17 protein-coding genes are annotated in these 15,120 nt (G+C 48.5%); 2 read left to right on the top strand and 15 right to left on the bottom strand.

The window, feature by feature from the left end; all coding sequences use genetic code 11:
• Positions 1-23: 23 nt before the first annotated feature.
• The 6 genes from ilvA to QD47_RS15680 form a co-directional block, all read right to left on the bottom strand.
• Entirely contained in the window at positions 24-1,313 is a 1,290-nt protein-coding gene (gene ilvA / locus QD47_RS15705; protein ID WP_044647058.1) for a threonine ammonia-lyase IlvA, read from the bottom strand.
• 214 nt (positions 1,314-1,527) lie between these two features.
• Positions 1,528-2,367 (bottom strand): carbohydrate ABC transporter permease, encoded by an 840-nt coding sequence (locus QD47_RS15700; protein ID WP_044647030.1) that lies wholly within the window; start codon positions 2,365-2,367, stop codon positions 1,528-1,530.
• Between the two features lie 3 nt (positions 2,368-2,370).
• Complete coding sequence (locus QD47_RS15695; protein ID WP_082067198.1) at positions 2,371-3,333, bottom strand: carbohydrate ABC transporter permease; 963 nt, start codon at positions 3,331-3,333, stop codon at positions 2,371-2,373.
• Between the two features lie 27 nt (positions 3,334-3,360).
• Positions 3,361-4,653, bottom strand: a complete 1,293-nt coding sequence (locus QD47_RS15690) for an ABC transporter substrate-binding protein (RefSeq protein ID WP_044647029.1) — start codon at positions 4,651-4,653, stop codon at positions 3,361-3,363.
• A 241-nt stretch (positions 4,654-4,894) separates the two neighbouring features.
• Positions 4,895-5,119: a small acid-soluble spore protein Tlp gene (tlp, locus tag QD47_RS15685; RefSeq protein ID WP_044647028.1), complete on the bottom strand. Its 225-nt coding sequence runs from the start codon at positions 5,117-5,119 to the stop codon at positions 4,895-4,897.
• A 74-nt stretch (positions 5,120-5,193) separates the two neighbouring features.
• Positions 5,194-5,805: an alpha/beta hydrolase gene (locus QD47_RS15680; protein WP_044647027.1), complete on the bottom strand. Its 612-nt coding sequence runs from the start codon at positions 5,803-5,805 to the stop codon at positions 5,194-5,196.
• 221 nt (positions 5,806-6,026) lie between these two features.
• Between QD47_RS15680 and QD47_RS15675 the strand changes: the two genes are divergently transcribed.
• Together QD47_RS15675 and QD47_RS15670 are read left to right on the top strand one after the other, a co-directional pair.
• Positions 6,027-6,338: an autorepressor SdpR family transcription factor gene (locus QD47_RS15675; RefSeq protein WP_044647026.1), complete on the top strand. Its 312-nt coding sequence runs from the start codon at positions 6,027-6,029 to the stop codon at positions 6,336-6,338.
• Positions 6,335-6,991: an SdpI family protein gene (locus tag QD47_RS15670; protein WP_044647025.1), complete on the top strand. Its 657-nt coding sequence runs from the start codon at positions 6,335-6,337 to the stop codon at positions 6,989-6,991. Before QD47_RS15675 ends, QD47_RS15670 begins: the two co-directional genes overlap by 4 nt.
• 127 nt (positions 6,992-7,118) lie before the next feature.
• On the opposite strand, the gene QD47_RS15665 is transcribed toward QD47_RS15670, so the two are convergent.
• The 9 genes from QD47_RS15665 to purD all read right to left on the bottom strand — a co-directional run bounded on the left by QD47_RS15665 (position 7,119) and on the right by purD (position 15,086).
• On the bottom strand, positions 7,119-7,943 hold the full coding sequence (locus tag QD47_RS15665; protein ID WP_044647024.1) for an aldo/keto reductase: 825 nt from the start codon (positions 7,941-7,943) through the stop codon (positions 7,119-7,121).
• Between the two features lie 45 nt (positions 7,944-7,988).
• The gene (locus QD47_RS15660) at positions 7,989-8,282 is read right to left on the bottom strand and encodes a putative quinol monooxygenase (RefSeq protein WP_044647023.1); all 294 of its coding nucleotides are present in this window, start codon (positions 8,280-8,282) and stop codon (positions 7,989-7,991) included.
• A gap of 360 nt (positions 8,283-8,642) precedes the next feature.
• Positions 8,643-9,878 carry a serine hydrolase gene (locus tag QD47_RS15655; protein ID WP_044647022.1) on the bottom strand — a complete coding sequence of 412 codons (1,236 nt, stop codon included), beginning with the start codon at positions 9,876-9,878 and terminating at the stop codon, positions 8,643-8,645.
• A 185-nt stretch (positions 9,879-10,063) separates the two neighbouring features.
• Positions 10,064-10,489 (bottom strand): OsmC family protein, encoded by a 426-nt coding sequence (locus QD47_RS15650; RefSeq protein WP_044647021.1) that lies wholly within the window; start codon positions 10,487-10,489, stop codon positions 10,064-10,066.
• Positions 10,490-10,542: 53 nt separating this feature from the next.
• Entirely contained in the window at positions 10,543-11,289 is a 747-nt protein-coding gene (locus QD47_RS15645) for an amino acid ABC transporter ATP-binding protein (RefSeq protein ID WP_044647020.1), read from the bottom strand.
• 17 nt (positions 11,290-11,306) lie between these two features.
• Complete coding sequence (locus tag QD47_RS15640; protein ID WP_044647019.1) at positions 11,307-11,954, bottom strand: amino acid ABC transporter permease; 648 nt, start codon at positions 11,952-11,954, stop codon at positions 11,307-11,309.
• Positions 11,955-12,038: 84 nt separating this feature from the next.
• Entirely contained in the window at positions 12,039-12,899 is an 861-nt protein-coding gene (locus tag QD47_RS15635) for a transporter substrate-binding domain-containing protein (RefSeq protein WP_044647018.1), read from the bottom strand.
• 106 nt (positions 12,900-13,005) lie between these two features.
• Positions 13,006-13,692 carry a TetR/AcrR family transcriptional regulator gene (locus tag QD47_RS15630; RefSeq protein WP_044647017.1) on the bottom strand — a complete coding sequence of 229 codons (687 nt, stop codon included), beginning with the start codon at positions 13,690-13,692 and terminating at the stop codon, positions 13,006-13,008.
• Between the two features lie 128 nt (positions 13,693-13,820).
• A complete protein-coding gene (purD, locus tag QD47_RS15625; RefSeq protein ID WP_044647016.1) occupies positions 13,821-15,086 on the bottom strand; it encodes a phosphoribosylamine--glycine ligase in 1,266 nt (421 codons plus the stop codon).
• Positions 15,087-15,120: the final 34 nt, after the last annotated feature.

Raw genomic sequence — 15,120 nt, 5'->3', positions numbered from 1 at the left:
GGAGCCCCTAGGCTCCTCCCTTGTTAAATCAGCATGTTAAACAGATTTTCGTTTTTGTTCAGTTCCGTATATTCGAGCCCCTTGCGGTTCATTCGTTCAATCAAAGGAAGGTAGTCTTCCTTGTGAAACAGCTCAATGCCGACCAGCGCCGGGCCGTTCTCCTTGTCGTTCTTTTTCGTATACTCAAACCTTGTGATGTCATCGTCCGGTCCAAGCACATCCTGAAGAAACTCACGCAGCGCTCCTGCTCTTTGCGGGAACTTTACCATAAAATAATGCTTCAGTCCTTCGTAAATCAGGGACCGTTCCTTAATCTCCTGCATACGGTCAATATCGTTGTTGCCACCACTGACGATGCAGACAACCGTTTTGCCCTGAATCTGTTCACGATACATATCCAATGCTGCTACAGGCAACGCACCCGCAGGCTCCACTACAATCGCATTTTCATTATACAATTCCAAAATCGCAGTACACGCCTTACCTTCCGGCACCTTCACAATATCGTCCAGGGTACGTGTACAAATGTCATACGTTAACTGACCGACACGCTTAACAGCAGCTCCGTCAACGAACTTGTCTATTTGCTCCAGCGTAACCACCTTGTTCAAACGCATCGCTTCCGTCATTGACGCCGCACCAAGCGGCTCTACGCCAATTACCTTGGTGGACGGACTGACCGTTTTGAAATACGTGCCTACGCCTGCCGCCAAACCGCCACCGCCAATGGTCACGAACACATAATCTGCTGGCGAATCCAAACTTTCCATCACTTCCATCGCAATCGTACCGTTGCCTGCTATAATTTTCGACTGATCAAACGGATGAATAAAGGTCATCTCCTGCTCGCTGCACACCTTTATGGCCTCATCATAAGCATCGTCGAACGTATCCCCGGTCAAAATGACCTCCACACTGTTGCCGCCAAAGCGACGAACCTGCTTCACCTTCTGATTAGGTGTTGTGCTCGGCATGAATATTTTTCCGTGAATGCCCAGCGCATTACATGAAAAAGCCACACCTTGCGCATGATTCCCCGCACTCGCACACACGATGCCCTTTTCCATCTGCTCGGGAGTCAGGCTGCGAATCATGTTGTAGGCTCCACGGATTTTAAAGGACCGCACGACCTGGAGATCCTCTCTTTTCAGATACACGTTACAGTTATATTTGGCCGACAGGACGGCATCCCGCTGCAAAGGTGTACGTACAATGACCTCACGCAGCATATGATGCGCCCGTACAATATCCTCCATGCTGACGGTTGACGTCATCGGGGCCGGATCGGTTTTCTGGGTTTCTGTTGGTTCCATAGGTTCTCCACGCTCCGCCTGAATATGTCTGTATTTGAAATCTTTCAAATATCATACCACGTTTACCTATAGCTTGTGCAGGTCATAGAGCATGAAAATGAGAATGAAAATCAATTATATTCAAAAAAAAGCAGACCGGGGTGAATCCCGACCTGCTTTTCCTGATGTTACACGCTTCTTTTATTCAATCTCTCAATTCATATTACCGCAACGATTATCCTTTTACCCCGCCTGCGGTCATTCCCTCAATAAAGTAACGCTGGAAGAACAGAAACACGACGAGAATTGGCAAAATAGCCAGCACCGACCCGGCGATTAGCACATCATAATTATTACCATACGGCGTCAACAGACTGGACAGACCAATCGGTAGCGTCAGCATGTCGTTGGTACGCAGTACGATCATCGGCCACAGGAAGTTATTCCAGCTATTCATAGCCTGCAAAATAGCCATCGCTGCGAACGCGGGCGCCATCAGAGGCATCATAATCCGCACGAAAATGCCATACTCTGAACAGCCGTCAACCCGTGCAGCATCCATAAAATCCTTCGGTACCCCGCTCAAATATTGACGGAAGAAAAAGATCGGAATCGGCGCGACCACAAATGGCAGAATGACGCCCCATACCGTGTTGATCAGCTTCATGCCGATCATCAGCTTATAGAGTGGAAGCATAATAATTTCTACTGGAATCATCATCACGACCAGTACGAGCGTAAAAATCACATTTTTCAGTTTGAAACGATACATTTCCAGTCCATAGCCCACCATGGCGGACAATATCAGACATAGCACCGTGAATAAAACGGTTATGACAATACTGTTCCAGTACCATTGAAAATAATCCGTCGTCCCCTGAAAGATGAATGCGTAATTTTTCAAGGACATGATGCTCCACTCCAGCTTGAGATTCAAGCCGTACCGCAGCAGCTCCGTCGATGGCTTGAACGAGGCCAGCGTCACGGCAAATAGCGGAAACAGGGCAAACCCGGCAAACAGGATGAACAGAACAACGAGCAGTGCGGATAACGCGCCTTTTTGCTTCTGAACCATCGCTTAGTCCTCCTTCCGAAACAAGCCAAAAAATTTGAGCTGGACCAGGTTCAGCAGCAGCGTAAATACGAGCAATACAATACCCACTGCGGCTCCGAAGCCCATACTGTTTTGCTCCAGACCTTGACGGTACAGATAACCGACAATTGTTAAGCCGATATCATTCGGAGAGTTGTTCCCGTTCCACAGCATGTAGCTCTCCGTGAACATCGACAACCCTGCATAGATACTAATCGTAAATACGTAGATCGTCACCGGTTTCAGCATCGGAATCGTAATCCGCCAAAAGGAATCAAAGCGGCTGGCTCCATCAATCTGCGCGGCTTCGTACAGCTCGGGGGGAATGTTTTGCAGTCCCGACATGTAATACAGCATATTTACACCCAGCCATCTCCACAAGGCCAGTACGATCAACGCTAAAAATCCGGTGTTGGCGTTCATCAGCCATTTGTACGGCTCCAGGCCGAACACACCAAGCAAGGAATTCATCAGCGAACCGTCCAGTTCTCCGAACATGAGTCGGAAAATCGTCCCCGCCACCACGACCGAGGTCAGTGCAGGTATAAACATCACCGAGCGAAACAGACCTCTGCCTGGCATTTTAGGCGAATTCAACAGGACCGCCAGCACCAGCGGCAGCGGAATCAGCACCACCAGCGTAAGCAAGGTATACAGGACGCTGTTCAGAATCGCTTTTCCAAACGTGGGATTGATCAAATCTTTATAATTTTCCAGTCCGACATAAGTCGTTATGCCAGGCAGCACTTCCTGAAAGCTCATAATGACTGTCGAGATGACCGGGTACGCAAAAAACAGCGCAAAAGACAGTAGAAACGGAAGGACAAACACATACGGCGCCGTGCGGCTGGAATGAATAAAGCGGCTCCATCGGCTTCTGGTCGGACGCTGAGGCTTCGGCGGCTGACCTGTCGGTACATTTGCGTTCGTATGAACGGGCGTTGCCATGAATCTCACTCCCTTTCCTATTAGCGTCTATCTCAATTCATCTGCCAGCTCATGCAGCACCGTGGCCGGATCTTCGCCATTCAGCAGTGTTCGGTAAAGTATTTTATTGCGTACTGCACTGGCGATATCAGGCGTTTTCGGTCCGATATGCACCGCATTGATCTCATCTTTTACCTCAATGAGCGTATCAAAAATATTCGTTCCGAAATAATCCGTAAACTTATTCTTCGCTTTGACTTCCGGCAACGTCCATACTTCACTGCGGATCGGATCAAAGCCGAGCTGCTTCCATATCTCTACATTCCCTTGCTTGGACAGCTTGGCAAAAGCCAGAAAACGCATCGCCAGATCCTGGTGCTTCGATTGGTTCGTGACCACCGTACCGGTTCCGCCCATCCCCGCTGAACGAGAGCCGCCTTTTTCCCACGCTGGCAACGGTCGGATGATGATTTTCCCTTTTAGGTCAGGCATGTAATCCGTAAAACGTCCCATATACCACATCGGCATCCACACCGAAGCGGCTCCGCCTTTGTTCATAAACCCGTAGTATTCCTCCATATGGTGTCCACCGCCCGGAGCAGGAATGGCGATTTTGTCCTTCACCATCTGCTGGAGAAATTCAAGTGTTTTAATATTCGTTTCGTTATCCAGCGTCAGTTCACCCTTGTCATCCAGGAAATCCGATTTTTGCTGGGAGATCATCGGCCAGTAATTCCACAGGTCATTCGTTTCTACGGTCGCCATCGGCTTGCCCGTCTTCGCCAGCACTTGCTTACCCGCCGCAGCATAATCTGCCCATGTCACAATAGAATCCGGGTTTACCCCCGCCTGATCCAAAATTTCTTTATTGTAATACATCACTTCGGCTCCGACATGAAAATCAATACCGTAATACTTCCCGTCCTTACCGTAAATCTGTACTCTGGAAGGCACAATGTTTTTCATCTCCGGGTCAATCACCGGATTGAGCGGAACCAGTTGCGGTATCCCTTTGAGGAAATTACCGATCTTGTTCACCTCGATATCCGCAATATCCGGTGCCCCTACCCCTGATTGCAACGCAATCGACAGCTTGCTGTGGTGGTTATCATATGGAAATGTATTCGCTTTCAAAATAATCGGTTCATCAGGGTGCAGTTGGTTCCATTGGTCGGCCATTTGCAGAAAAAACTTCTCATGCAGTTCATTAAACGTCCACAATACCAGTTCAGTTCCCGGCCCATCCTTTTCGTCGGCCTTGAAAGAACAGCCTTGCAGCAGTCCAGCCAGCAGAACCACCGCCATGAGCATCAACGCCATGCTTTTTCTTCGCAGCAGCATATCCTTCCCCCTTCGCATGATGAAAAGATGATTCCTTAAAATGATTGCGCTTTCTTTCTTATTTAACATCAAGCCAAATTAGTTTACAAGAACATTATTTATAAAAAATACATTTTTAGCGCAAAACTAGCGTCTACATTGCATTATAGGGGGAAATTGAATTGAATGGGGATATGATGATTTTTGCATAAAAAAGCGACCCGGCTCCAATTAAAATTCGGAGTGGGTCGCGCCCTTCTACCTATTCTTGGGAATGTGCTGCCTCGTCCTTAACTTCCTCACGAAACGATCTAATACTTTCTTTACGGCGGTTATTTTTTTCTTCGATTTGCTTACGCTCCTCGTCACTGATTTCAGAGGAAAATTCATTCAGATACCCTTCAGCTTCATACAAGTTCTGCTGTGTATTCTGAATACTTTGTTGCAAATGTTCAACATTATCTGCTCGATTATCTGGTTTTGCCATTTCGTTTGTCTCCTCCTAATAATGGGATCGCTCACTGGAGCGCTAATCCTTAGCTTGATCGTTATCGGATCATTTTATGCATTAAAATGCTCTGCAAACCACTTGCCTGCGGCTTCGGCCTCGGTACGGGTCAATTGGTGACCATTGCGTTCCCAATGTGCATCTACCTGCGCGCCTGCGCCTTCCAGCAAGGTTTGCAGCTCACGGGATTCCGCAACCGGAACAATCGGGTCATTTTCACCGGATGACAGGAAGACAGGAACACCATTCAAGTCTGGCAGATTCAATCCACGCAGCGGCACCATCGCATGGTGCAAAATAGCTCCACGCAGCGTCTTGGCATCGTGAAAGAGCATGCTGGCCGCTATGTTCGCCCCATTGGAATAGCCAAGAGCCACAACGTTGTTGCGGTCAAAATCGTATTGCTCCGCAGCCGTATCCACAAATTCACTCAGTTCCTTGGTACGGAATACGAGATCCTCGATGTCGAACACCCCCTCTGCCAAACGACGGAAGAAACGCGGCATCCCATTCTCCAACACATTTCCCCTTACGCCTAACACAGACGCTCCCGGCGCTACCAAATCAGCCAAAGGGATCAGGTCTTGTTCGTTCCCTCCTGTCCCGTGCAACAGCAAAATAACCGGGGCCTGCGGATGACTTCCTTTACGGAATACGTGTTTCATATATATCCTCCTCTAATTTTTTATTTTAAATTAAGATTCTTATTTTTGATATAAATGAATTATAGCGAACTTCCCGACCTTTTACAATCAAAATCAGCAAACCTGCTCTAAACCTTTTTCTAAAATGATGTATTTATCCGTTGACAAGTATCATAGCTCTATTTTACTATTTCTTTAGATATTTAGAATATTATCTAAATATCTAAAGGAGGAAATGGATTTTGAATGATGCCTTCAAAGCTTTAGCTGATCCGACCCGGCGTAAAATATTACAGCTATTGAAAGAGAAAAGCATGAGCGCAGGCGAAGTGGCTGAGCATTTTCAAATCAGCAAGCCCAGCATATCCCACCATCTGAATATCTTGAAGCAGGCCGGGCTGGTGCTGGATGAGCGACAAGGGCAAAACATTATTTACACCCTGCATACGACGGTTGTCGCGGATGTCATCAGTTGGATGTTCAGCATTGCCCACTCCGATGCCCCTGCGAAACAAAATGCGAATGACATCAAGGATACGGAGGAATCTGAATGAAATCACCTGTGAGATGGAGCTTTATGGATGTTTTAACGACTTTGATTGCCTTATCACCTGCTATAGGCGCTTTACTGCTGTATAACCGGCTTCCCGATGTGCTGGCCTCTCATTTTAGCTTTGACAATACAGCAGACGGGTATATGAGTAAAAACAGTTCTATTCTCATGCTGGTGCTGTTGGGGCTGGTGCCTTTGCTCCTTCGGCTATCCCGCTACATGGACCCTAACAGAGCAAATTTCGAGAAATTTGCTAAAGCCTATGAGGTTACGCGTGTAGGCACTTCGCTCATTCTCGCTATAGCCGGTTGGGGAATGCTGCTGTATAACCTGAATTATCGGTTGCAGATGGTTACAATCATTTATGGAGTGCTGGGCCTGATGCTGCTGGTGCTGGGTAATTATTTGACTCAGGTACAGCCTAACTTTTTCTTCGGCATCCGCACACCATGGACGCTGAAGAACCCGGAGGTATGGCGTAAAACGCACCGTTTCGGCGGCCCTATGATGATGCTTGGTGGTGCTTCGGGTTTGGTGGCGGCATGGGTCGGTGGAGTGGCGGGAACGGTCATTTTTCTCACTGGGCTGGGTATATCCGTCGTCGCCCCCATCCTCTACTCCTTCCTCCTTTATCGCAAATTAAATCAAAAGTAGGGATGCAGGACGAAGTAACTCTGTCCAGACGGACAAAAGCGTATGAGACAATCCCAGCGCATAAATAAAAAAATAACCTCCAAAACCACGATGCACGTGGAATTGAAGGTTCTTTTTCATTCTAAAACTAGAACAACAGCTTATCGGGATGAGTGCCCACACGCTCATCAAGATGAAGTGCGTTGATTCGGTTAATATCCTCTGCCGTCAGTTCAAAATCGAACAAGTCGGCATTTTCGCGGATACGATGCGCGGTTACAGATTTGGGAATCGTCACGATACCCCGATCCAGATGCCAGCGCAAAATAACCTGCGACGAGGTTTTGCCGTATTTTGCAGCAATCTCAACGATATCCGCTTGCTCGGTCAATTTACCCTTCATCAGTGGACTCCAGGATTCAAGCTGAATCTGGTGCTCCCGGCAGTATTGATGCAGCTCTTGCTGTGTCAGACGCGGGTGAAGCTCCACTTGGTTGATTGCAGGTGCGATATTGCTGTCTTTCAGGAGGTTTTCGAGGTGGTGAACTTGGAAGTTGCTTACTCCGATGGCGCGTACGCTTCCTTCTTCATACAGCCGCTCAAATGCCTTCCAGGTTTCTTTGTACTTGTCCTTGCCAGGCCAATGAATGAGATACAGATCAATGATGTCCAGACCCAGTCGCTTGCGGCTTTCCTCGAAGGCACGCAGTGTTGAATCAAAGCCCTGATCTTCATTCCACAGCTTGGTAGTAATGAACAGTTTTTCTCTGTCCGCCCCGCTGTCACGAATAGCTTGTCCAACCAGTTCCTCATTGCCGTAGATCGCCGCCGTATCAATGTGACGATAGCCCACCTCGATAGCCGTTTTAACTGCTTCGTAGACCTCATTGCCTTCCGCCTTGTACGTACCAAAACCCAGCCAAGGCATCTGAACTCCATTATTCAGTACAGTTGTATCCGCAATGTTCCCCATGTCTATCTCCTCCTGTTCCTGATTATGATTTAGAAAACGGGCTAATTACAGCTTGGTTGCATCCTGAAAAGCATTGACTTGAAGCGGAGCGGCCAGCAATTCTTTAGCTGCGGCAACAAATGCCTGGAAATGGGCAGACTTGTTATGGAAATCTACAGCAGCAGCATCCTTCCACTCTTCAACCATGGTAAAAGCGTTGGCGTCATTCAGATCCTGCATCAGCGTGTAGCGTACATTACCTTCTTCGGCTTGTGAAGCGCTGATTAATCCTTGGGTTTGTTGCAGAAAAGCCTCTCTTTTTTCAGGTAAAACTTTCATATCAGCATGAATAATAATCATGATATTTTCCTCCTCACATTATGTAACTATTTCTATTATAGACCATTCATTCAACAGATTAAAAGTGCGGGCGTTCCTGTAATACAGTAAAATGGATGTGTTGGAGAGAAAATCAGGCGATCGGCCCCTCCTATATCTTGCTCGACGGCGGTGAATGCACGTGCGTTTTCAGACAAAACTAATCCTTTTCATATCCCTTTTAGTGCTGGTGGTCACCGGGCTGTTGGGATCATCCTTTCGATATATGCTCACCTCTGCCCTGTATGAAATTCCCGCAGGCATCGTGACAGCCATTATTGGCGCACCGTATTTTCTGTATTTCTGTTACGGGAACGCAAGCAAAAAGGCAACGGGTAGGGGTTACATTTCCACCTGTACACCAATGCGCTGATTGATTTCTTTTCTGAACGATTCATCACGCAATAGCCGTTCTTTAAATTCATTCATCATATTTTGCAAGGAGGCATTCGTGAACGGGTCCAGGTCGTTAAAGAAGACCGCCATCTCCGTCGAATGTCCTTCCTTGTCCGTCGCATACATGGCCAGGGTGAGGACATATTCAGTAGATCCGCCCTTTTGTCCGGAATGTTGTAGCCATACCTGATTTTCCGGATGATCCGTCAGCTGCTCCATGACCTCAGACAATAATTTTTGCTCGGCTTTAGTAAAGCCTTGACGGCTATTCAGCTTACTCATCAAGGACGCATAATCCGCCGTCGTCGAAGCTATAAAACGTTCCGTATTCATTCGATCAAATTCCCGATCATACCATGTCGCGATAGCGGCATTTCTCTTATAAGAACCGCTCGTATCACGAGCCAGCTTGTTATGGATCATCTGGGCATGTTGGCGGAACTCCGCATCTGACATCGCTTGAACGGCTGCTTTGGCAGAATTGCTATACTTTGCACCATCCCATGCCCGTCCCTGGGTCTCTCTCATCCATTCATAAGGAATCAGAATGGAAGATACAAATGGATAAATCGGATCATGATCCTGGAGTCCCAGGTCAGATTTCGTTTGGTTAATCTGTTCCAAGCCCAGTCTGTCCATTAAATACTCGGTATTGGCATTGGAGCTAAACAGAATCATCCCTTTAGCGACTTCGCGCATAGACACGGTTCCGTTCTTCAACTGTCCTTTGGCTTCCATCTCCCTCAACCATGCCGGATGTGCGCCACCATTCAGACGCGGTAGATAGAATCGCTCCAGCGCAGTCAGCTTGATCCGTTCATCCGGGTTGATTGTACCTGCCGCCGCCTGCTTAACATATTCCACCGCAATCACCGTCTTGACCGTACTCGCCAAGGGCATCATCCGGTGTTCCTCACGACCTGCCAGCTTCTTCCCATCCCTCAGAATCGTAATGGATGCTTTCTCTGGATGTTCCTCTAAAAAGCGCAGCATGCGATGGGCGCTATCCTGCTCAATCCTTTCCTCCTTAGCGACAGCTGCAATGGCAGTTGCGGGCCGAATAGTATCCGGGGTATTAGCCATTCTGTCCTGCTTCGATGATGGCAATCCCACAGCCATACCAATCACGATGAGTACCGCAGCCAAGCCCACCGCTATGATCACAAGCTGCTTTCGTTTCACTATATACCTCCCCCCGTATGCACTCAGCATACAGGTTTATTTTCCCATTTTTATACTTCAGTTTCTATTGTAAACGAAAACAAAGCACAAAAAGTTTCATTACATGTAATATTTGAAAATAAATTCAAAAAGGAGAGCCTCCCTGCATATAACACAGGTTGACTCTCCTTACTAACCTTCCACCCTTACGCTGGATGTGGTACTTCTGTTCCGTTTAGGATCAGGTGCATGCGAATCTCCGCTTTTAAGGAATCGGATACGGCACAATATTTTTCCTTACCCATCTGAATCGCTTTCCACACGCGGTAATCCGGAACATCGCCATCTACATGGAACGTCAGATCAATCGCTGTAAAACCCTTCGGCATTTCTTCCTTACGCGTACCTTCTGCGTCAATATCAATACGGGTAATGTCCGACAGGAAGCGATCCAGAATCATCGTAATATCAATGCCAATACATCCCGCCAGACCCGCCAGCAGCAGTTCCATCGGTGTCATGCCTTTGCCGTCGCCGCCATAAGCTGCCGTAGCATCCATCCCAACAGAATAACCGGACGGTCCCTCCGAAGTAAACGCGCGTTTGCCGTGCCAAGTTGTAGATACTTTCATGTTCAAAGGCCTCTTTTCATCTTAATAATCTATAATCTGTTCTTATTCTCGCTTCAAAACTCACTGATTTGACGCAAAAATTTCTGTGTTCTCTCATGCTGGGGAGCCTCGAAAAATGCCTGTGGCGCAGCCTCCTCCAAAATCACACCGTCCGCCATAAATACAACCTTGTCCGCCACCTCGCGGGCAAATTTCATTTCATGGGTGACGACGACCATCGTCATGCCGTCCTGGGCCAGCTCCCGCATAACGCCCAGCACCTCCCCTACCAGCTCGGGATCGAGCGCTGATGTCGGCTCGTCGAACAGCATGATTGCCGGGTCCATCGCCAGCGCACGCGCAATCGCTACCCGCTGCTGCTGTCCACCGGACAAACGCGCAGGATGAGCATCCTGCTTATCCGACAAACCCACACGCTCCAGCAACCGCTGTCCGATGGACATGGCCTTGTCGCGCGGCATTTTTTTCACTGTCAGCAGCCCTTCAATGACATTGCCGATTGCTGTTTTGTGCGGATACAGATTGAATTGCTGAAATACCATCCCCGTCTGCCTGCGAATATCACGAATGGCAGCTTGCCGGGTACGGAGAGGAGCCGTAGCATTTACCTCGATCCCGTTCACCTCAAACTTGCCGGAAGACAATTCCTCCAGACCGTTCAGGCAGCGCAGCAAGGTGCTTTTACCCGAACCACTCGGGCCGAGCAACACGACGATTTCACGCGCGGCCACCTGAAAATCAATGCTTTTTAACACTTCCACCTGACCGAAGCGTTTACCCAAACCGCTTGTTGTTATCATCCTCTATCATCTCCACCTTAATAAGCTCGGGCCAGACGCTTTTCCACCCGCTCCAGTATAGCGGAGAACCCAATGCTCATGATCCAGTACATGATGCCAATTTCGAGCAAAAACGGCATATAGTGCAGATACTGTGCCTGTAAAAGCTGTGCCTGACGCATCAGCTCACTTACCCCAATCACCGAAACGAGCGACGTTTCCTTAAGCATACCGACAAATGTATTGCCCATCGGCGGAATCGCAATTCGCACGGCCTGCGGAAGAATGATGCGCCACATCGTTTGACCCGGTGACATTCCGGTTGCATAGGCCGCCTCGGTTTGACCCTTTGGCACCGCTAAAATAGCCCCACGGAACGTCTCTGATAAATATGCCCCTGTATTGATACTCAGTGCAAGACAGGCAGCCGTCAGCGAGCCGAACGATATTCCGTAATCATCCAGTCCATAGTAAATGACCGCAATCTGCACCAAAACCGGCGTTCCCCGAATGATAGATACATAACTGCGCGCCAGCCAACGAACCGGACGATTTCCCTTTAACCGGGCGACTGCCACCACCAAGCCGATCATAAGGCCAAATAGCATGGAAACAATCGTGATATACAGCGTATAATAAGCGCCCTTCAATAAAAAAGGGACGTTCTCCCACATTAATTCAAGCATCGGTTATATTCCCTTCTTTCAGACGAGTGGCCCCATGTCAGCATGAAAGCCAGACCGGAGCCAGACGCCTGTAACAGGCTTACGTTATTCTTTCGGCTCCTCGCCGAACCATTTTTTGAAAATCGTTTTATAGGTGCCGTCTTCCTTCATTTCTTTCAGAGCCTTGTTCAAGGCTGCTTTAAGCTCAGGAGTATCCTTGTTAATAGCCACACCCGCTTGGTCGGATTTAATTGGCTCGCCTACCGCCTTAATCTGGAAGCCATTTTTATCAACAATGGGCTTGAGCGCATACAGATTGTTGATTGTTGCGTCAATGCGACCAGAGTTCAAATCCTTCAAGGAAGTAATGACATCATCATACGTTTTAATCTCAAAATCGCCGACCTTCGGCAGCACTTCGTTACGCAGATAGGACTCATCATTCGTTCCCAAGCCGACACCAATCGTTTTGCCTTTAAAATCCTCCAGCTTGGTAATATCGTTTGTTTTGTTGTTTACGATAATATTTACATTGTTTGTGATATACGGCTCTGTGAAATCAATGACCTTTTCACGATCTGGCGTAATCGTCACTTGGCTAATTACCGCATCGAATTTCTTCTTTTGCAGACTTGGAATAAGTCCCGAAAATTCTTGTGCCGTGAACTCCGCTTTGACCCCGATACGCTTCGCTAATTCATTCGCGATATCAACATCAAACCCGTCCAATTCCTTTTTATCGTTCAAAAAATTGTACGGCTGGTACGTACCCATCATTCCAACCTTGATCACACCAGCCTTCTTGATCGCTTCGAGCTGATTGCCCGCTGCCGCCTCATTGCTGCTGCCCGCTCCGTTGCTGCTGTTGGCAGCTTCTGGCTTTGTACCGCAAGCGCTCAGCACCAGACTGAACATGGCCAAAGCCATCAGTGTAGTTACCAGGAACCCTCTTTTACGTGTTTTCATGAATCGTTCTCTCCTGTCTGGATGTAAATGATTGAGTACATATGTGTATTTTGGCTCTATTATTCGCCTCTTACTGCCAATTCATGCGATGTGGACTCCCACACGCCTAGCCTTGACCCAACAGCCCGTAAAATTCAAAATTAGCCGCTTCTGCCGCTAATCGTTTAGCCGTTACCTGCGTAATGTTGTCATATGTTCCCTCGGAACGGAATAGCCAGCGTGTAATAACACCTTCGATCATGCTCATGAGCAGCGCTGCCCGTAGTTCGACATCCAATCCGGCGGGTAGCATGTTCAGCTCTATCGCTCGCTCCATATTGCGTCGAAAGGCCAGTTCCATCGCGATTCTCGTCTCCCGAATGCTCTGTCGTACCGGTTCATCAACACCGCTGCCGATCAGGAGTAATCCCATGAGATAGCGGTTCTCCAATGCGAAATCAAACAGACGGACAAACAGCGCTTCGGATGCTTTAACCATATCAGCCAGCGTGCCTGCATCACGGCGGTATCCTTGTCCTATCGCTGCCAGCAGTTGTTCGCGGCCTGTAGCGATAATCTCCAGTGCCAGCGCTTCTTTACTTTTAAAATGCCAATAAAACGTGCCTTGGGCCACTCCAGCCTCCACCACGATATCTGAAATCTTCGTTTGATGGTACCCTTGCTCGGCGAATCGCTTCAACGCAATGTGAAGAAGCTGCGTTCTGCGATCGGTTTCGGCTGTTTCTTCTCCCGCGTGATCAACCAATGGTTCATTCGCGGTTGTCTTGGACTGCTTCGCCTTCCGTGGCTGCATGGGTTTCCTCCTCCCGATTGATCAGTCAGTCAGTTTTATATTTTTTAATCCTATAGGATAAGTATACTTTTGTCAAACGAAAAAAAGAGAACCTCCAAAGAGGTCCTCTCTATCTTGTAAAAACGCTTCTATAGCAGTGCTTTTGCCGCAATATCCGTACGGTTTTGCTTGCCTTCAAAGGTAATACGTGCCGCCTGTTCATACGCCTTGCCCCGCGCTTCGGCAATATCACGTCCCAAGCCGACCACGCCCAACACACGTCCGCCGTTTGTGACCCACTCGCCCTGTTCATTGATGCCTGTACCGGCATGAAACACGATAGCTTCATTCGCCTGATCCAGTCCATGGATTGGAACACCTTTGGCGTACGATCCCGGATAGCCCCCGGAAGCCAACACCACACATACCGCCGCTTCATCCTTCCACTCAATCTCTACCTGATCCAGCGTGCCATTCACAGCAGCCAGGAAAATATCAAGCAGATCAGATTTTAGCCGTGGCAGTACAACCTGCGTTTCCGGATCACCGAAGCGTGCGTTAAACTCAATCGTCTTCGGCCTGCCGTCCGGCGAAATCATCAATCCCGCGAATAAAACGCCCCGGAACGGACGACCTTCAGCCACCATCGCTTTTGCCGTCGGCTTAATGATGGTCTCAATGGCTTCCTCGATAATCGAATCCGCTATATGCGGTAATGGGGAATACGTGCCCATCCCCCCGGTATTCGGCCCTTTGTCACCATCAAAAATAGGCTTATGATCTTGCGCCGCTGCCATCGGACGAACCGTTTCACCATCCACAAAGGAAAGAATCGACATTTCCTGTCCCGCCAGAAACTCCTCGATCACAACCTGCGCCCCAGCTTCGCCGAACACCTTTGCTACCATAATGTCGGATAAAGCCTTTTCCGCTTCCTCCATAGAGTAAGCGACCGTTACCCCTTTGCCTGCTGCCAGTCCATCCGCCTTAATGACCACAGGAATCGGCTGCTCCTTCAAATAGGCATGTGCTTCCTCATAGGTATAAAACTTGCGATAGGTCGCTGTCGGAATATGGTATTTGTGCAGCAGATCCTTCATGAAGATTTTGCTACCTTCAATTTCCGCTGCATTTTTACGCGGTCCGAATACCGGAATGCCTTTCGCTTCAAAAGCATCCACAATTCCGTCTGCCAGCGGATCATCGGGGCCAACCACAACAAGTCCGACCTTTTTGGATTCCGCCAGCTCTGTCAACGAGTTAAAATCACTCACCGGAATCGGTACGCACTCCGCCAACTGCCCGATGCCGGCATTGCCCGGCGCGCAGTAGATTTGTCCGGCATTGGGGCTTTTTTTCAGTGCCCACACAATCGCATGCTCGCGGCCGCCCCCACCGATAACCAAAATATCCATTCAGGTGATTCCTCCCGCTCCCGTTATGGTGTCA

It is taken from the genome of Paenibacillus terrae (assembly GCF_000943545.1).
Taxonomy (GTDB): Bacteria; Bacillota; Bacilli; order Paenibacillales; family Paenibacillaceae; genus Paenibacillus; species Paenibacillus terrae_A.
The sequence above is the reverse complement of the archived record's forward strand: the minus strand, read 5'-3'. Positions and strand labels throughout refer to the sequence as shown.